Raw genomic sequence first — 18,030 nt, forward strand, 5'->3', positions numbered from 1 at the left:
TTGCCGCCCTGATCCCCGGTTGTCGGTGCCACCTGCCACAATTGCCGCGCAACCTCAGTCAGAAGGCGGGACGGGATCGTGACGACACCCCTCGTAGGGTCCATCGAAGGCAGGATCGCCGCGGAGCTCGGCGTACGAGAGCGGCAGGTGAAGGCTGCCGTGGAGCTGCTCGACGGCGGTTCTACGGTGCCCTTCATCGCCCGCTACCGCAAGGAAGCGACCGAAATGCTCGACGATGCGCAGCTGCGCACGATCGAGGAGCGGCTGCGCTATCTGCGGGAGCTGGAGGAGCGGCGGACGGCGATCCTCGACTCGGTGCGCGAGCAGGGCAAGCTGACCGAGGAGCTGGAGGACCGGATCCGCGGCGCCGAGACCAAGGCGCGGCTCGAGGACATCTATCTGCCGTTCAAACCCAAGCGCAGGACCAAGGCTCAGATCGCCCGCGAGGCCGGGCTGGAGCCGCTCGCCGAGGGGCTGCTCAGTGACCCGAGCGTCGACCCGCCGGCCGCTGCCGCCGCCTTCGTCGACGCCGACAAGGGGGTGGCCGATCCGCAGGCCGCGCTCGACGGGGCCCGGGCGATCCTCACCGAGCGGTTCTCGGAGGACGCCGACCTGATCGGCGAGCTGCGTGAGCGCATGTGGGTGCGCGGGCGGCTGGCGGCCAAGGTGCGCGACGGCAAGGAGGAGGCGGGCGCGAAGTTCGCCGACTACTTCGACTTCGCCGAGCCGTTCACCGAGCTGCCCTCGCACCGCATCCTGGCGATGCTGCGCGGCGAGAAGGAGGAGGTCCTCGACCTCGTCCTGGAACCGGAGGAGCCTACGGACGGTCCCTCGTCGTACGAGGGGATCGTCGCCGCCAAGTTCGGGATCGCCGACCGCGGCCGTCCCGCCGACAAGTGGCTGAAGGACACGGTCCGCTGGGCCTGGCGGACCCGGATCCTCGTCCATCTCGGCATCGACCTGCGGCTGCGCCTGCGCACGGCCGCCGAGGACGAGGCGGTGGGCGTCTTCGCGGCCAACCTCCGCGACCTGCTGCTCGCCGCACCGGCCGGCACGCGCGCGACGCTGGGCCTGGACCCGGGCTTCCGTACGGGCGTGAAGGTCGCGGTGGTCGACGCGACCGGCAAGGTCGTCGCGACGGACGTCATCCACCCGCACGTCCCGGCGAACAAGTGGGACGAGGCGATCGCCAAGCTGGCGCGGCTGGCGAAGGAGCACGCGGTCGAGCTGGTCGCGATCGGCAACGGCACGGCGTCCCGTGGAGACCGACAAGCTCGCCGGTGAACTCATCACCAAGCACCCCGAGTTGAAGCTCACCAAGGTGATGGTGTCCGAGGCGGGCGCCTCGGTGTACTCGGCCTCGGCGTTCGCCTCGCAGGAGCTGCCCGACATGGACGTGTCGCTGCGCGGCGCGGTGTCGATCGCCCGCCGTCTGCAGGACCCGCTGGCCGAGCTGGTGAAGATCGACCCGAAGTCGATCGGCGTCGGCCAGTACCAGCACGACCTGTCCGAGGTGAAGCTGTCGCGCTCGCTGGGCGCGGTGGTGGAGGACTGTGTGAACGGCGTGGGCGTGGACGTCAACACGGCGTCGGCACCCCTGCTCGCCCGGGTCTCCGGCATCACCTCCGGGCTGGCGGAGAACATCGTGGCGCACCGGGACGCGAACGGCCCCTTCAAGTCGCGCACCCAGCTGAAGGGCGTGGCGCGGCTCGGCCCGAAGGCGTACGAGCAGTGCGCGGGCTTCCTGCGCATCCGCGGCGGCGACGACCCGCTGGACGCCTCCAGCGTGCACCCCGAGGCGTACCCGGTCGTCCGGCGCATGGTGAAGACCTCCGGCCAGGAGGTGGCCTCGCTCATCGGCAACACGGGCGTGCTGCGGTCGCTGAAGCCGACCGACTTCGTGGACGAGACGTTCGGTCTGCCCACCGTGTCGGACATCCTCAAGGAGCTGGAGAAGCCCGGGCGCGACCCGCGGCCCGCCTTCAAGACGGCCACCTTCAAGGAGGGCGTCGAGAAGATCTCCGACCTGTCGTCCGGGATGGTTCTGGAGGGCGTCGTGACGAACGTGGCGGCCTTCGGGGCGTTCATCGACATCGGTGTCCACCAGGACGGTCTGGCGCACGTCTCCGCGCTGTCGAAGACGTTCGTCAAGGACCCCCGGGACGTGGTGAAGCCCGGTGACATCGTCAAGGTGAAGGTCATCGACGTCGACATCCCGCGCAAGCGGATCTCCCTGACGCTGCGGCTCGACGACGAGGCGACCCCGCAGGGGCAGCAGCAGGGCGGGGGCGGCGGCGAGCGCCGGCAGCGGGGCGGGCGGCCGCCTCAGCAGCGACAGGGGCGCGGCGGCGGTGGCGGCGGTGGCTCGCGCCAGGCCCCTCCCCCGGCCAACAGCGCGATGGCCGACGCGCTGCGCCGCGCGGGTCTGGTCGACCCGAAGCGGGGCAAGCGCTGAGTCGACACGCGGGCCCGGACTCTCCGGTACGACACGGAGGGTCCGGGCCGGTTGGCTCCTAGGCCCTGTCGTCAAATTCCCGTCGTCCGCCCGAAGGGCGGGCCCGGCGGCGGCGATGGGGGTGCCCCCGCGCGAGCCGGGCGAAGCCGGTTCGAGCGTGGGGGAGCGTGCGATCGCAAGGCGCCGGAGCGCCCTCGATGGGGGTGCCCCCGCGCAAGCCGGGCGAAGCTCGGTTCACGCGTGGGGGAGGAGCCACGTGGGCGGTTCGGCAACGCGGCATGGGGGTCCCCCCGCTCGAGCGAAGTCGAGAGTGGGGGGAGTGCGTGCCAGACGCCGCCGGGCAGGCGGGAATTTGACGACAGGGCCTAGGGCGACGGCCTGCGGGCCCGCGGCCGAGCGGTCGGTACGGCTCCGGGGGTCGTGCTTCCGGGGCCGTACCGGGCCACGGCCGGAGTCGTTTCGTCTCCGGCGACTTCAGCAGCGACACCGGGTTCGACGACGACGGTCTCGTCGTCGACTACCCGGCCCGGGCAGGGCAGGGCCGCGCGGCTCGGGCAAGCGGCAGAGCGCGGCCTGTTGGGCCATGTGCAGTAGCACGAGCGGCTGCCCGGATCCGGGCGGGCGAAGCTGGACGCCCGATCCCCATGTCCGCCGCCGCTCAGGAGTGCCGATGCCCACCCCGCCCCGCCGCCGTACCCCGTTCGGGCCCCGTATTGGGGCGGTCTCCGTCTTCGCCGCCTGTCTGGCGCTGTTGTCCCCGGCGGGCGCGGAAGCCGCCGCACGGCCCGGACCGCACCCCGACCACGCCCTCCAGCGGCAGCTGGAGGAGCTGGTCCGCGCGCCGGGCGGCCCGCCCGGCGTCATCGCTGTCCTCCACGACGGCAGGCGCGGCCGGGTCGTCCGGGCCGGCGTCGCGGACCTGGAGACCGGCCGGAGGCCCGACCCGTACGACCACATGCGGATCGCCAGTGCGGCCAAGGCGTTCAGCGGCGCGGTGGCGCTGTCCCTCGTCGACCGTCGCTACCTGCGCCTGGACGACACCCTGCGCAAGCGGTTGCCCCGTCTGCCGCGGGCCTGGGGCTCCGTGACGCTGCGCCAGCTGCTGAACCACACCAGCGGCCTGCCCGACTTCGCGCAGGCCCCGGCGTTCCTGGCCACCCTCAGCGCGGATCCCCGGCACCGCTTCGACTCGCGCAGGCTGCTCGACTACGTCGCCGACCGGCCTCTGCTCTTCCGGCCCGGCTCCCGGTACCAGTACTCCAACTCCGACAACATCGCCGTCGCCCTGATGGCGGAGGCGGCGACCGGCGTCCGGTACGAGCGGCTGCTGGACGAGCTGGTGTACCGGCCGCTGGGCCTGCGCGACACCAGCCTGCCGCAGGGCTACCGGATGCCGCGGCCCTATCTGCACGGCTACGACGTGAGCCCGCCCTCGCCTCCGGAGGACGTCAGCGAGGTTCTGAGCATGTCCGCTGTCTGGGCGTCGGGCGGCATCGTGTCGACGCCCGTCGACATGACCCGCTTCATCCGCGGCTACGCCGGCGGCCGGCTGTACGGCCGCGCTGTCGTACGGGAGCAGCGGCGCTGGATCCCGGGGGCGGCGTCCGAGCCCGCCGGGCCGGGGCGCAACGACGCGGGACTCGCCATTTTCCGGTACACGACCCGCTGTGGGGTGGTGCTCGGGCACACCGGCAACACCCTCGGCTACACGCAGCTGATCGCCGCCACGCCGGACGGGCGCCGGTCGCTGACCTTCTCCGTCACCACCCAGATCAACCAGGCCCTGAAGCCCGCCCTTCTGCAACGACTGCGCGCCGTGCAGGAGAACTTCGTCTGCGCGCTGCTGCGCTGACCGAGGGCAGGGGCTGACGCACACGCCCTAGCGTTCGGTCACCTTGCCGTCGGCGACCTCGAGGCGGCGGGTGACGTGGACCGCGTCGAGCATGCGCCGGTCGTGGGTGACCAGGAGCAGTGTGCCCTCGTAGGCGTCCAGGGCGGATTCCAGTTGCTCGATGGCCGGCAGGTCGAGGTGGTTCGTGGGCTCGTCCAGGACCAGGAGGTTGACGCCCTTGCCCTGGAGGAGGGCGAGGGCGGCGCGGGTGCGTTCGCCCGGGGAGAGGGTGGCTGCCGAGCGCAGGACGTGGTCCGCCTTCAGACCGAACTTGGCCAGGAGGGTGCGGACTTCCGCCGGTTCCGTGTCCGGGACCGCGGCGCAGAAGGCGTCCAGCAGGGACTCCTCGCCGTGGAAGAGCTTGCGGGCCTGGTCGACCTCGCCGATCAGGACGCCCGAGCCGAGCGTCGCCTGTCCCGCGGTCAGGGGGACGCGGCCCAGCAGGGCGCCCAGCAGCGTCGATTTGCCCGCGCCGTTGGCGCCGGTGACCGCCACCCGGTCGGCCCAGTCGATCTGCAGGGACACCGGGCCGAGGGTGAAGTCGCCGCGTCGTACCTCGGCGTCCCGCAGGGTCGCGACCACGGCGCCCGAGCGCGGGGCCGAGGCGATCTCCATGCGCAGATCCCACTCCTTGCGTGGCTCCTCGACGACGTCCAGGCGCTCGATCATGCGCTGGGTCTGGCGGGCCTTGGCGGCCTGCTTCTCGCTGGCCTCGCTGCGGAACTTGCGGCCGATCTTGTCGTTGTCGTTGCTCGCCTTGCGGCGGGCGTTCTTGACGCCCTTGTCCATCCAGGAGCGCTGCATCTGTGCCCGGTCCTGCAGGGCGGCGCGCTTGTCGGCGTACTCGTCATAGTCGTCGCGGGCATGCCGACGGGCCACCTCGCGCTCCTCCAGATAGGCCTCGTAGCCGCCGCCGTAGAGGTTGATCTGCCGCTGGGCGAGGTCGAGTTCGAGGACCTTGGTGACCGTGCGGGTGAGGAACTCGCGGTCGTGGCTGACGACCACCGTCCCGGCGCGCAGGCCGCCGACGAAGCGTTCCAGGCGCTCCAGGCCGTCGAGGTCGAGGTCGTTCGTCGGCTCGTCGAGGAGGAAGACGTCGTAGCGCGACAGCAGCAGCGAGGCCAGTCCGGCGCGCGCCGCCTGGCCGCCCGACAGGGACGTCATGGGCTGGTCCAGGTCCACGGCCAGGCCCAGCGAGTCGGCGACCTCCTCGGCCCGCTCGTCGAGGTCGGCGCCGCCCAGTCCCAGCCATCGCTCCAGGCTCGTCGCGTACGCGTCGTCGGCGCCGGGCGCTTCGTCGACCAGGGCCTGCGTGGCCTCGTCCATCGCCCGCTGGGCCTCGGCGACCCCGGTACGCCGGGCCAGGAACTCCCGTACGGTCTCGCCCGGCCGTCGCTCCGGTTCCTGCGGGAGGTGACCGACGGTCGCGGTCGGCGGGGACAGCCGCAGCTCACCCTCCTCCGGCGCCATCAGCCCGGCGAGCAGGCGCAGCAGCGTGGACTTGCCCGCGCCGTTGGCCCCGACCAGGCCGATCACATCTCCGGGCGCCACGACGAGGTCGAGCCCACTGAACAGAGCACGGTCGCCGTGGCCTGCGGCGAGGTTCTTGGCAACGAGGGTGGCAGTCACAGGGGGTGATCCTAGTGGCAGGGGCACACGGGACGCGTCGGGGTTTCCGGCGCGCAGGATCGCCGGGGGGCAGCGCCCCAAAGGGGCGCGGGGCTGTATCCATATGCGGCTCCGCCGCGTGGGCGCGACCAGCCACAACGGCCCCGCAGACGACCGACGGCATAAAGCGGCACCCACCTCATCGCGGCACCCAGCGGAGCGCTACCGCGCAACCGCCTGCACCAGCACACTCCCCGACGTCCGAGCCACCACGAACGACTCCCCCTTCACCGCCTTCGCGTCCAGCGTGATGCGATGGCGGCCCGGTTCCAGGATGCCGTCGAAGACCTCGTGGGTGTGGGTGCGGTACAGGCGGTCGAGCCGGTACGTGGTGAGGCGGACCCGGCAGGGTGAGGTGACCTCGACGCCCGCCTCGCCGTCGGCGGCCACCAGGCGGGTCAGGCGGCGCTGTTCGGCCGGACTGCGGTCCAGGGCGTGTTCGATCTGCGCGACCAGCAGCGGCACGATCGGCGCGAGGCCGTCGACGTACGCCACGTCGACTCCCGCGTCCGCGAAAACGCGGCGTACGGCGGCGCGCTGCTCCGCACCGATCGCCCGGCCGAAGGCGACGGCGCCGTAGGCTCGCAGTTCGTCGGCGGGGACGCCGCCCACGTCGTGGGTGATGTCGGCGCCGATGCCGATGGTGCGCAGGGCGGCGGCGAGCTTGGCCAGGAGGGCGACGCGGGCGCCGATGAGGAGCACCCGGCGGCGGGCGGCGGGCGCCTCGGAGTCGCCGTCGAGCAGGGAGCCGAGCGCCGCGCGGTACTCGGTGCCGTGGAAGCGGAAGGGCCCGATGCCGTGGTAGCCGTTGAGCTCCAGGTCGGGGTGTTCGTCGGTCTGCCAGGCGAAGTCCCGCCAGATGTAGTCGTCGCCGTCCTGGTCGATGAGCGCGGTGACGGCGCCGCAGGCGAGGTCCTCGCAGTCCGGGCAGCCGTAGATGACGTACCGGCCGCCGGGAAGCGGGGCGTCCGCCTCCAGGAGCAGGCTGCGGACCTGGGCGGTGAAGATGGCGGGCGGGACGTCGGAGGCGAGCGGGGAGACGGCGTCGAGGTCGGAGAGCTGGAACAGCAGCGGGCGTCCGTCGACGATGAAGTCCACGAAGTCCCGGTGCACCTGGTAGTCACCGTTGGCGAGGACTCCACCGGCACGCATCGCCGGTGCCAGGCCGAAGGTCGCGTACTCGGCAGACATGCTGTGAGTATCCCCACGGAAGGACCGATATGAGCGCGGCATGACATATTCCGCTAACGTCCCGGCATGGGGAGCGAACAGGTGGACGATGTCGTGGTGGTCGGCGGCGGTGTCATCGGGCTGACCACGGCCCTCGTTCTGGCCGAACGGGGCGCACGCGTGCGTGTCTGGACGCGGGATCCCGTCGAGGCGACCACCTCGGCGGTTGCGGGGGCGCTTTGGTGGCCGTACCGGATCGAGCCGTGCGCGCTCGCGCGGGCGTGGGCCCTGCGCTCCCTGGATGTGTACGAGGAGCTGGCGGCGGGGAGCGAGCCGACCGGCGTACGCATGGTCGAAGGGGTGCTGGGCGAGGCGAGCCTGGACGAGGCGGACGCGTGGGCCACGGCCCGGCTGCCGGGGCTGCGCGCGACGACGGCCGAGGAGTACGCCGGTTCGGGGCTGTGGGCGCGGCTGCCGGTGATCGACATGGCGACGTTTCTGCCGTGGCTGCGGGACCGGTTCCTGAAGACGGGCGGCGCGATCGAGACGCGGTCGGTGTCCGGCTTCGCGGAGGTCGAGGCGCCGGTCGTGGTCAACTGCACGGGACTCGGCGCCCGCGAGCTGGTGCCCGACGCGTCCGTGCGCCCCGTGCGCGGGCAGTTGGTCGTCGTGGAGAACCCCGGCATCCGCACCTGGCTGACCTCGACCGACGCCGACGGGGAGATGGCGTACTTCTTCCCGCAGCCCGGGCGGCTGCTCCTGGGCGGTACCGCGGTCGAGGACGACTGGTCACCGGAGCCGGATCCGGGAGTGGCCGAGGCGATCGTACGGCGGTGTGCGGTGCTGCGGCCGGAGATCGCGGGGGCGCGGGTGCTGGCGCACCGGGTGGGGCTGCGGCCGGTACGGGACGCCGTACGGCTGGAGCGTGAAGCACTGCCGGGCGGGCGGGTGTTGGTGCACAACTACGGGCATGGCGGGGCGGGTGTGACCGTGGCGTGGGGGTGTGCGGAGGAGGCGGCCGGGCTCGCCTCCTCCTGAGTGCGCACCGTTCAGCCGTGGTCGTGACCCAGGGGGTCGCCCTCGGTGTCCGTGCCGGCGCCCGGGCCGACCCTGATCTCGAAGTCGCCGTCGTACCTCTTGTGGCCCTCGATCACCGCGAGCTCGACGGCCTCGGAGCCCATCTCGCCGCGCACGATGACCGGGTCCCGGCGCAGATCGCGCATGAGGGCGACGCACATGCCGATCATCACGAGGACGAAGGGCGCGGCGGCCAGGATCGTGAGGTTCTGCAGGCCGGTGAGCGCGTCGCCCTGGCCGCTGCCGACGAGCAGCATGATGGCGGCGACGGCTCCGGTGACCACGCCCCAGAAAACGACGACGAAGCGGCCGGGTTCGAGGGCGCCCTTCTGGGAGAGCGTGCCCATGACGATGGACGCGGCGTCGGCTCCCGAGACGAAGAAGATGCCGACCAGGATCATCACGAGCAGGCTGGTGACGGTGGCGATGGGGAACTCCTGGAGGACGCCGAAGAGTTGACCCTCGGGAGTCTCCTCGCCGCCGAGCGCGCCGCCTTCTTTCAGCTTCATCGCCGTACCGCCGAAGACCGCGAACCAGACGAGGCTGACGGTGCTGGGCACGAGGATGACGCCGCCGACGAACTGCCGGATGGTGCGGCCGCGGCTGATCCGGGCGATGAACATGCCGACGAAGGGCGTCCAGGAGATCCACCAGGCCCAGTAGAAGACGGTCCAGCTGCCGAGCCAGTCCGCGACGCCCTCGCCGCCGCTGGCCTCGGTGCGGCCGGCGAGCTGGGGCAGGTCGCCGAGGTAGGCGAAGATCGACGTGGGCAGCAGGTCGAGCACGATGATCGTGGGGCCCGCGATGAACACGAAGACCGCGAGGATCAGGGCCAGCACCATGTTGGTGTTGGACAGCCACTGGATGCCCCGCTCGATGCCGGAGACGGCCGAGAGCACGAAGGCCAGGGTCAGCACGGCGATGATCGAGACGAGCAGGCCGGTGCTGACGTCGTCCATCCAGTCCAGTTCCTGGAAGCCGGAGCCGATCTGGAGCGCGCCCAGGCCCAGTGAGGCCGCGGAGCCGAAGACGGTGGCGATGATCGCGAGGATGTCGATCACCCGTCCCCCGACGCCGTTCGCGTGCTTCTCCCCGATCAACGGGGTGAAGACCGCGCTGATGGTCTGGCGCCGCCGCTTGCGGAAGGTGCTGTAGGCGATGCCGAGTCCGACCACCGCGTAGATCGCCCAGGGGTGCAGCGTCCAGTGGAAGAGGGTGGTGGCCATCGCCGTCTCCATGCGTTCGCCGGAGTTGGCGGGGTTCGTGCCCGGAGGCGGGGCCGAGTAGTGCGAGAGCGGCTCGCTCACGCCGTAGAACATCAGGCCGATGCCCATGCCGGCGCTGAACATCATCGCCACCCAGGACACCGTCTTGAACTCGGGTTCCTCGCCCTCGGCGCCGAGGTGGATACGGCCGTAGCGGCTGATCGCGAGCCACAGCGCGAAGACCACGAAACACGAGGCGGCGAGTATGAAGGCCCAGCCGCCGTTGTGGATCAGGCCGTTCAGCATCTTCGTGGACACGCTCTCCAGCGAGTCCGTGGCCGCCCAGCCCCAGATCACGAAGGCCACGGTGATGGCCGCGGTGACGCCGAACACCACTCGGTCCGTGCTCGGGTGGCCGGAAACGTCCGTAGGACCCTCCCGGCCACCTCTCTTCTTGAGATCCTCAGTCATCTGCGGCACCTTCCCCGGTGAACGGTGGATACGCCGGTTCCACGTCGTCTCCCAGGACCTACCACAGATCCCGTCGATCTCGACCGTTTCAGCAGTCGGTGTCGGGCTCACCTGCCGTGAGGTGATAGGGGGCGCGCTCGTCGAGGAGCAGCGGGACGAGGGCGCGCAGGGATTGGCGGAGCGGGACGTAGGTACCGCGGGTCTTCACTCCGTGCAGGGCCAGTTCGTCCTTCACCTGCGTGTACTGGTCGGTGGTGAGCCGGTATCCGCAGGGCGGGTCCTGGATCACCTCGGCGGGCTCGGGCGGGTCGTTGTCGGCGCCGCCGAGGTAGGCGGGGCCGGTGTCGGCGTAGCCGGCGAGCCGGGCCGTCCCGGTCGCCGCCTCGATCCGGCCACGGCGAGCGTCGGTGAACTCGAACAGGCCGTCCAGCGCCGAGAGTTGGGAGCTCACCCGGCGCCGGTTGTTCAGCGCCTCGTCGGCCTTCTCCTCGTCGGTGAGCGGGTCGACGCGGCTCTCGATGAGCAGGCCCACCGAGTGCTTGATGCCGGACATGTTCCGCAGGATGCGTTCCTGGCCGTCACCGGCGACCTGCCGGATCGGTTCGCCCGTGACCGGGTCGGTCCAGATGCCGTACGTGCCGGTCGAGTAACCGGCGCCCGTCGCGGCGGGGCGCACGTACGACTGGGACAGGGCCTGTGCCTCGTCGTGGACGTGGGTGTCCGTGTTGAGGTTGCGGGGCCACAGGTCGAACAGGTCCTTGTCGTAGTACGGGGGTGTGGCGCCATACTCGTGCAGGTCGTAGACGACGTCGGGGCGCTGGTCGCGGATGACCGCGGCCACGGCGCGGCCCTCGGCGGTCTGCAGGGCGATGTGGTCGCGGTTGATGTCCACGCCGTCGCTGTTGCCGCGGGTGTCGGCGACCCGGCCGTCGGGGTTGGCGGTGGGCACGACCAGCAGGGTGGTGCGCTCCAGGAAGCGCCGGGTCTGCCGGTCCTTCGCGTACGCCAGGTCGCGGACGGTGGACAGACAGGCCTCGCGGCCGGAGGGTTCGTCGCCGTGCTGGCTGCAGATGAGCAGCACCTTGTTCGGGGTGGGGCTGGTGCCGATGCGGACCAGTTGGAGCGGGCGGCCCTGTTTCGTCGTACCGATGCGGGCGATGGAGACCCGGTCGCTCGCCTTGTCGACGGCCGCGAGGAAGGCCTGCTCCTCGGATTCCCCGGTCCATCTGGCGCCGTTCGACTGTTCGAAGCCGGTGCGGGGCGGGGTGTCGGCGGCGTGGGCCGGTGCGGCGACGAGGGATGCGGCGAGGGCCGCCGCGACGACGGTGACGGTTCGGATGCGGGTCACTGGCCTCCCTCCGGGATGCGGTGGATGCTGCGGGGTGCGGTGGTCACGCCGTCGAGGGGCGCGGTCTCGGGGGCTGCGGATACGGAGCCCGTGGTGGCGCGTGCGAACGCGGGGGCGCCGCCGACCAGCGGGACGCGGGCTTTCGTACGGGAGAGGTCGAGCGTGAGGGTTGGCGTGGTCGACGGAGGATCGATCAGGTCCTTGTCCGTACCGGCGATGATCAGGGCGAGGCGGTGGCCCGCCGGGACCACGTGGTCGGTGGCCGCCAGGTCGAGAGTGATGGTGTAAGGCTTGCCCGGCGTCAGCGGTACGCCCTTCATGTCCGAGGCGTAGTTCCCCAGGTCGGCCCAGCCGCGGCTGACGACCGTGTAGTCGACGTCGGCGGTCTTGGCCGCGGTCTCCTTGAAGCAGGCGCTGTCGCCGGTGGTGCTGACGCCCCAGCAGGTGCGGTCGGTGAGCGTGGTGATGCCCTCGCCGCTCGTCGCGTAGTCGCGGACGGTGTCGGGGCCGAGGTCGACCAGGACGGCGGAGAGGTGGGCCGTCGAGGTGGTCGGGGTCGCGGTGACGGTGACCTCGGAGGAGCCGGACAGGCGCAGGTCGCGGGTGAGCGGCTTGGTCACGAAGCCCGCCTTGTCGGGGGTGGACCGGTCGATGTGCGCGGCCCAGTCGGTCTCGCTGTGCTGCGGGTCGTCGGTGAAGGTCTCGGTGCCGTTGCCCTTGCGCAGGCCGAGGGTGCCGACGCCGGCCTGGGTGCCCTTGGCGGGGCGCAGGGTGGTGGTGTCGGTGCCGCGCGGCGGCCAGGCCTTGGAGGTGACCCACTGGTCGGGGTGGCGCTCGATGTCGGCCATCGGTTCACGGTCGATGCCGTTGTCGTAGCCGAGGAGTTCGTGGTCGAACCAGCGGTGCAGGGTCTCCACCCATGCGGCACGGCGGAAGTCGAAGGGGTCGACGTGGCCGGTCTGGGAGAGCCAGATCTTGCGCTCGACGCCGTTCTTCGCCAGGGCGTCCCACCACTGGCCGACGTGCTTCATGCGGACGTTGAGGTCCTGCATGCCGTGGATCAGGAAGACGCTCGCCCTGACCTTGCGCGCGTCCTTCACGTAGTCGCGCTCGGTCCACAGGGGCGTCCAGTCGCCGGTGCGCGGGGCCCCGTCGACGAGCATCTGCTGGACGGCGCCGCACTTGGCACGCGCGTCGGGGCTGTCGACGTCGTCGGAGAGCCAGTCGGGGCCGGAGTCGTACAGCGGGGCGCCCTGCTGGAAGTAGTAATCGTACCAGGAGGAGATGGCGCTGATCGGGACGATGGTCCTCAGGCCCTCGACGCCGGTGGCGGCGACGCCGTTGGCTATGGTGCCGTCCCAGCTCTTGCCGATCATTCCGGTGCGGCCGTTGGTCCACGTCGCTTTGGCCTTGGTGGTGCCGGTGCGGGTCGTGTACGCCTTCGCGCGGCCGTTCAGCCAGTCGACGACGGCCTTCGCGGAGAGGACGTCGGAGCGGCCGCCGACGTCCACGCAGCCGTCGGAGCGGTTGGTGCCGGCGAGGTCGACGCCGACGAAGGCGTAGCCGCGGGGCACGAAGTAGTTGTCGTAGAACAGCGGCATCTGGACGACGTCGCCGTTCGCGTCGTACGTCTTCTTCTGGCCCTCGTTGCCTCGCCCGCAGCACGAGTAGTACGGGCTGGCGTCCATGATGACGGGTATCTTGCGGCCCTGCTGGGCCGCCTCTTGGGGCCGGACGATGTCGACGGCGACCCGGTCGGTCTTTCCGTCGCGGTCGTGGTCGAGTCCGGTGTCCACCCATACGGCCTCGCGGATGGCGTTCTCGTACGAGTAGACGGGTCTGCTCTCCCGCGGGGCGGCGTGCGCCGTCGCGGGGGTCAGGAACGTGGCCATCAGGGCAGCGGTGGCCACCGTCGCGAGCGGTCTCCAGATCGTGAAGCGCGTGCGTATCGGCATGCGCGGACGGTACATCGGTCAACTCCCGTGCAGAAGAGGGGGACTGATGACCCATGAGGTCCCTTGTGGCCGATAAACGTCCCTGGGGCGGGTCGGCTCATGTCGGCCGAATGGCGATTGTGTGACAGCAGTGGTCATGGACACACCGGGGACACAGGTGGTGAATAGGCTCCGGACAGACTTCGGGCCCCTACGACTTGGAGCTTTCGTGCACCGCAGAATCATGGCGCCGGGCGCACTCGCAGCCGCCTCTTTGATGCTGGCGATCCCGGCGTCGGCCGCGAGCCACTCCCCCGGCGCTCCGGGCATCGGCGACCCCTACTACCCGGCGTACGGCAATGGCGGATACGACGTCTCCCACTACGACCTCCGGCTGAAGTACCAGCCGGCCACGGACGAGTTGGCGGGTACGGCGACCCTGCTGGCGAAGACCACGCAGGATCTGTCCCGCTTCAATCTGGACTTTCTGCTGGACGTCAGCGAGGTCCGGGTCAACGGCGCGAAGGCGTCGTTCGCGACGTCGGGCGAGCACGAGTTGGAGATCACGCCGGCGAAACCGCTGGCCAAGGGCACGGCCGTCACCGTGGTCGTGCGCTACCGCGGGGTGCCGTCGTGGAAGGAGGCGTACGGCTTCAACGCGTGGCTGCGCACTGCGGACGGCGGGGTCGCCGCGGGCGAGCCCGAGGGCGCCTGGTGGTGGTTCCCCAGCAATGACCACCCGCGCGACAAGGCGACCTTCGACGTGTCGGTGCAGGTGCCGGACAGCACCCAGTTCATCTCCAACGGCACGTTGCAGTCGACGAGTTCGCGGGCCGGCTGGACCCGCTACAACTGGCGCTCCAACAAGCCGCAGGCCACCTACCTCGCCACGTTCGCGGCCGGCAGGTTCGACGTCACGACCGGCACGTCCGAGAGTGGGATTCCGGTCATCAACGCCTACAGCAAGGACCTCGGCGACACCGCCGGTGCGGCGCGGGCGAGCATCGAGCGGACCGGGGAGATCGCCGACTGGCTGACCGAGTACTTCGGGCCCTATCCCTACAACGCGCTCGGCGGGTACGTACCCAACACCCCCTCCGTCGGGTACGCCCTGGAGACCCAGACCCGGCCCTTCTACAGTCCCCGCCAGTTCGCGAGCGGGTCGAACGTCTCCGTGGTCGTGCATGAGCTGGCCCACCAGTGGTACGGCGACGACGTGTCGGTCAAGGACTGGAAGGACATCTGGGTCAACGAGGGCTTCGCGCGGTACGCGCAGTGGCTGTGGTCGGAGCACGAGGGTGAGGGGACGGCGCAAGAGATCGCCGACTACGTGTACGCCTCGCATCCGGCCGACGATCCGTTCTGGGCGGTCAAGCCCGGTGACCCCGGGCCGGAGAACCAGTTCCACATCGCGGTCTACGACCGGGGCGCGCTGACCCTGCAGGCGCTGCGCAACGAGATCGGGGACGAGGCGTTCTTCGCCATTCTCAAGGGCTGGCCGCAGAAGTACGCCTACGGCAACGCCTCGGTGGCCGACTTCCAGCGGTACGCCGAGGAGGTGTCGGGGAAGCCGCTGGCGGCGCTCTTCGACACGTGGCTGTTCCAGCCGTCGAAGCCGGGCGCTCCGGCGGCGCACAGTGCGTCCATCGCCCGGTCGGCCACGGACCCGGTGCAGCCGAAGTCCTGGAAGAAGATCGCGGCTACGAACGGCGTGCACGACCACGGGCATGAGGGCGAGCACTGACGGACTAGGGGCCTGGGGGCCTACCTGGCGTGGGGGACCTACAGGGCCTGGAGGGTCTACGGGCCCTGGAGGGCCTCGAACGAGGCCGCACGCTCGAGGAGTTCGTCCCGGCCTATCGCGTCCGTGTGCGTCGACGGCACCGTGCAGGCGTGGGCGCCGGCCACCGCGCCGTACACAGCGCATCGGTGCGGTGGCTCGCCGGACAGCATGCCGTAGAGGTAGGCGGCCGCGAAGGCGTCGCCGGCGCCGTTGGAGTCGACCACCGGCGCCGGCGGGGCCACCGTGGGAACGTGCGTGAGCACGCCGTCGGTCAGGAGGTACGCGCCCTCCGCTCCGGCGGTGGCGACGACCACCTCGGCTCTTCCCCGCTCGGCGATGCGGCGCATGGTCCGCTCCGGGTCGGTCAGGGCGGTCGCGGAGAGGAACACCACGTCGGCCGTGTACGCGAACGGCTCGTGGTACGGGTTCTCCCCGTCCCAGTTGTGGAGGTCGGTGGAGAGTGTGACGCCGGCCTCGCGGAGGACGGGCAGGGCCTCGGCGCACGGGTGGGTGATCGACACATGCGCGTGACGGCCGGCGGCGGCGAGGGTCCGCAGCGTGTCTTCGGGGAACCGGTCGTCCGCGTGTGCCCTGCTGGTGTCGTACAGGGACAGCCGCCGTCCGTCCGGCCCGACCAGGTTGACGGCGCGCTTGGTGCCGGCCGGCTGCGGGATCGCGGTGAGGGCGATGCCGTGCTCGCGGTGCAGGGCTCGGACGAGGTCGCCCTCGGGGTCGTCGCCGAGGAAGTCGAGGTGGTGGGTGCGCAGGCCCAGGCCGCTCAGGGCGGCGGCCACGAAATCCCCGGTCTGACCGGCGCGGGTACGGATCCCGCTGTCGATCATGTAGCTGTCGGCGTACGGGAGGGGCAGCTCGGGGACGTACACGATGGTGTCCACGCCTGCACCGCCCAACACGAGCACGTCGATGTCGCGGCTCAACTCGCGCCCTCCCCATGGTCGTAGACGGTGACGGCGATCCCCTGTCGCACCAGCCGCTCGATGATCAGCGGCTCGACGCGGGACCACTTGCCGCCGGCCAACCCGCACCCTGTCCGGGGCATGTGAACCGACGCGCCAAGCTCCGTGGCCTTCTCGGCCAGCCTTCCCAGCGCCGCGTCGATCGCCTCGTACCGGACCGGAACGCCCTTGCTGCCCGTGCGTATCCCCCGTTGCCCGACCAGGTTCGCCACCCATACATACGGCCCGACCTGCACGAACTGGGCGGCACCCAGCCCGAAGTCGTTCGACGCGCGGTCGCGGTGCCAAGCCCGGTAGGCCGCCTCCGGCTGTGGCCAGCGGCGTGACACGGCCAGGACGAAGCCCTTTCCCCATCCCCCGATGTCGTTGCAGACATGGGCGATCACCTTGACGCCCTTCACCGACGGAACGGTGGCGTCACCCCGGACATACGTGATCTCCGACATGACTCCACCGTAGAGCCCGCCACTGACAACAGCCTCCGATTACTTCCTACTTCGTGAGGTCGGCCAGCTCCCGGTCCCCCGCCTTCGCCACCCGGCGGCGGATCGCGAACCAGCCGCCGATCAGCATCAGCGCGATGACGGGGATGAGGAGGAGGGTCTTACGGCCGACCTCGGGGTCGTTCCACATCAGGGCGAGCACGGACAGCAGGAAGGTGATCGTGACGATCTCGGTGACCGGGCTGCCGGGGAGGCGGAAGCTCGGCCGGGTGACCAGGCCCGCCTTGGCGCGGCGGACGAAGACCAGGTGGCAGACCATGATGATCACCCAGGTCGAGATGATGCCGAGGGAGGCGACGTTCAGCACGATCTCGAAGGCCTGGCTGGGCATGAGGTAGTTCAGGCCGACGCCGAGGACGCACACCGCGCAGGTGAGCAGGATGCCGCCGTAGGGGACCTGGCTGCGGTTCATGCGGGCCGTGAACCTGGGCGCCGAACCCGCCATCGCCATCGAGCGCAGGATGCGGCCGGTGGAGTACAGGCCGGAGTTGAGGGAGGACATCGCCGCCGTCAGGACCACCAGGTTCATCACGTCGCCCGCGCCCTCGACGCCGATCTTCGACAGGACCGTGACGAAGGGGCTCTCGTCGGCCGAGTAGACCGAGCCGGGGAGGAGCAGGGCGAGGAGGACGACCGAGCCGACGTAGAACAGGCCGACGCGCCACATGATCGAGTTCACCGCGCGCGGGACGACCTTCTCCGGCTCGGCGGTCTCGCCCGCGGCGACGCCGACCAGCTCCAGCGCGGCGTACGCGAAGATCACGCCCTGCATGACCAGGACGACGGGCATCAGGCCGTGCGGGAAGACGCCGCCGTTGTCGGTGATCACGTCCAGGCCGGGGGTCTGGCCGCCGACCTTGTGCTGGGTGGCCAGCAGGAAGATGCCGACAAACATGAAGGCGACCAGCGTGGCGACCTTGATGATCGCGAACCAGAACTCCATCTCGCCGAAGATCTTCACCGAGATCAGGTTCACGGCCAGGACCACCGCGAGGGCGGCCAGGGCCAGCACCCACTGCGGGATGTCGGTGAACATGCTCCAGTAGTGCGTGTAGAGCGCGATCGCGGTGATGTCGGCGATGCCGGTCGTCGACCAGTTCAGGAAGTACATCCAGCCGGCGACATAGGCGCCCTTCTCGCCGAGGAACTCGCGCGCGTACGACACGAAGGAGCCGGACGAGGGGCGGTAGAGCACGAGCTCGCCGAGGGCGCGGACGACGAAGAAGGCGAAGATGCCACAGATCAGGTAGGCGATCGCCAGCGCCGGGCCCGCGTTGTGGAGGCGACCGCCGGCGCCGAGGAAGAGGCCGGTGCCGATGGCCCCGCCGATGGCGATCATGTTGACGTGGCGGGCCTTGAGGTCCTTGCTGTAACCGGCGTCGCCCGCGTCCGCGGGCATCGAGGCCGCGTCGGTACGGGGTGCGGCCACTGCCGTGTTCACGGCGTCCTTGCTCACGGGGGTACCACTCTCTGGTGCGCTCGAGCGGGTCACGCTCGGGTGTCCGGACGTACGTATGGCCTGCGCCCTCGCTAAAGGCGCAGACCAAG

Annotated in this window: 11 protein-coding genes and 1 pseudogene; 4 read left to right on the top strand and 8 right to left on the bottom strand. The window is 70.8% G+C overall.

All coding sequences use genetic code 11. The features are described from left to right. The first annotated feature begins 78 nt into the window (after window positions 1–78). Window positions 79–2,455: pseudogene (locus QQM39_RS04485) on the top strand (Tex family protein). Between the two features lie 670 nt (window positions 2,456–3,125). Then, window positions 3,126–4,307: a serine hydrolase gene (locus QQM39_RS04490; RefSeq protein ID WP_301995321.1), complete on the top strand. Its 1,182-nt coding sequence runs from the start codon at window positions 3,126–3,128 to the stop codon at window positions 4,305–4,307. A gap of 27 nt (window positions 4,308–4,334) precedes the next feature. Here the strand turns inward: QQM39_RS04490 and QQM39_RS04495 are convergent, their stop codons facing one another. Further along, entirely contained in the window at window positions 4,335–5,975 is a 1,641-nt protein-coding gene (locus QQM39_RS04495; protein WP_301995322.1) for an ABC-F family ATP-binding cassette domain-containing protein, read from the bottom strand. Window positions 5,976–6,176: 201 nt separating this feature from the next. After that, window positions 6,177–7,205: an oxidoreductase gene (locus QQM39_RS04500; protein ID WP_301995323.1), complete on the bottom strand. Its 1,029-nt coding sequence runs from the start codon at window positions 7,203–7,205 to the stop codon at window positions 6,177–6,179. A gap of 66 nt (window positions 7,206–7,271) precedes the next feature. On the opposite strand from QQM39_RS04500, the gene QQM39_RS04505 reads away from it, so the two are divergent. Beyond that, the gene (locus QQM39_RS04505) at window positions 7,272–8,222 is read left to right on the top strand and encodes an FAD-dependent oxidoreductase (RefSeq protein WP_301995324.1); all 951 of its coding nucleotides are present in this window, start codon (window positions 7,272–7,274) and stop codon (window positions 8,220–8,222) included. Between the two features lie 11 nt (window positions 8,223–8,233). Here QQM39_RS04505 and QQM39_RS04510 read toward each other — a convergent pair whose 3' ends face one another. The 3 genes from QQM39_RS04510 to QQM39_RS04520 form a co-directional block, all read right to left on the bottom strand. Further along, the gene (locus tag QQM39_RS04510) at window positions 8,234–9,937 is read right to left on the bottom strand and encodes a BCCT family transporter (protein ID WP_301995325.1); all 1,704 of its coding nucleotides are present in this window, start codon (window positions 9,935–9,937) and stop codon (window positions 8,234–8,236) included. Window positions 9,938–10,025: 88 nt separating this feature from the next. After that, window positions 10,026–11,285, bottom strand: a complete 1,260-nt coding sequence (locus QQM39_RS04515; protein ID WP_301995326.1) for a M14 family metallocarboxypeptidase — start codon at window positions 11,283–11,285, stop codon at window positions 10,026–10,028. Next, window positions 11,282–13,240, bottom strand: coding sequence for a Xaa-Pro dipeptidyl-peptidase (locus QQM39_RS04520; protein ID WP_301995327.1), 1,959 nt, complete (start codon window positions 13,238–13,240; stop codon window positions 11,282–11,284). The genes QQM39_RS04515 and QQM39_RS04520 overlap by 4 nt, the downstream gene beginning before the upstream one ends. 208 nt (window positions 13,241–13,448) lie before the next feature. Here QQM39_RS04520 and QQM39_RS04525 point away from each other — a divergent pair, with 208 nt between their 5' ends. Next, complete coding sequence (locus tag QQM39_RS04525) at window positions 13,449–14,963, top strand: M1 family metallopeptidase (protein WP_301995328.1); 1,515 nt, start codon at window positions 13,449–13,451, stop codon at window positions 14,961–14,963. Between the two features lie 56 nt (window positions 14,964–15,019). On the opposite strand, the gene QQM39_RS04530 is transcribed toward QQM39_RS04525, so the two are convergent. Genes QQM39_RS04530 through QQM39_RS04540 form a run of 3 tightly spaced genes read right to left on the bottom strand, consistent with a single transcriptional unit; the run spans window position 15,020 to window position 17,938 of the window. Continuing rightward, on the bottom strand, window positions 15,020–15,940 hold the full coding sequence (locus tag QQM39_RS04530; RefSeq protein ID WP_301995329.1) for an adenosine kinase: 921 nt from the start codon (window positions 15,938–15,940) through the stop codon (window positions 15,020–15,022). Beyond that, window positions 15,937–16,425 carry a macro domain-containing protein gene (locus tag QQM39_RS04535; protein ID WP_301995330.1) on the bottom strand — a complete coding sequence of 163 codons (489 nt, stop codon included), beginning with the start codon at window positions 16,423–16,425 and terminating at the stop codon, window positions 15,937–15,939. Before QQM39_RS04535 ends, QQM39_RS04530 begins: the two co-directional genes overlap by 4 nt. Window positions 16,426–16,471: 46 nt before the next feature. Further along, the gene (locus tag QQM39_RS04540) at window positions 16,472–17,938 is read right to left on the bottom strand and encodes an amino acid permease (RefSeq protein WP_301995331.1); all 1,467 of its coding nucleotides are present in this window, start codon (window positions 17,936–17,938) and stop codon (window positions 16,472–16,474) included. Window positions 17,939–18,030: the final 92 nt, after the last annotated feature.

Source organism: Streptomyces sp. DT2A-34 (assembly GCF_030499515.1).
Taxonomy (GTDB): domain Bacteria; phylum Actinomycetota; class Actinomycetes; order Streptomycetales; family Streptomycetaceae; genus Streptomyces.

Bases quoted from the DNA above. Each gene is read 5' to 3' on its own strand.
- QQM39_RS04490 (WP_301995321.1), top strand. From the start codon at position 3,126: ATGCCCACCCCGCCCCGCCGCCGTACCCCGTTCGGGCCCCGTATTGGG.
- QQM39_RS04500 (WP_301995323.1), bottom strand. From the start codon at position 7,205: ATGTCTGCCGAGTACGCGACCTTCGGCCTGGCACCGGCGATGCGTGCC.
- QQM39_RS04505 (WP_301995324.1), top strand. From the start codon at position 7,272: ATGGGGAGCGAACAGGTGGACGATGTCGTGGTGGTCGGCGGCGGTGTC.
- QQM39_RS04510 (WP_301995325.1), bottom strand. From the start codon at position 9,937: ATGACTGAGGATCTCAAGAAGAGAGGTGGCCGGGAGGGTCCTACGGAC.
- QQM39_RS04520 (WP_301995327.1), bottom strand. From the start codon at position 13,240: ATGCCGATACGCACGCGCTTCACGATCTGGAGACCGCTCGCGACGGTG.
- QQM39_RS04535 (WP_301995330.1), bottom strand. From the start codon at position 16,425: ATGTCGGAGATCACGTATGTCCGGGGTGACGCCACCGTTCCGTCGGTG.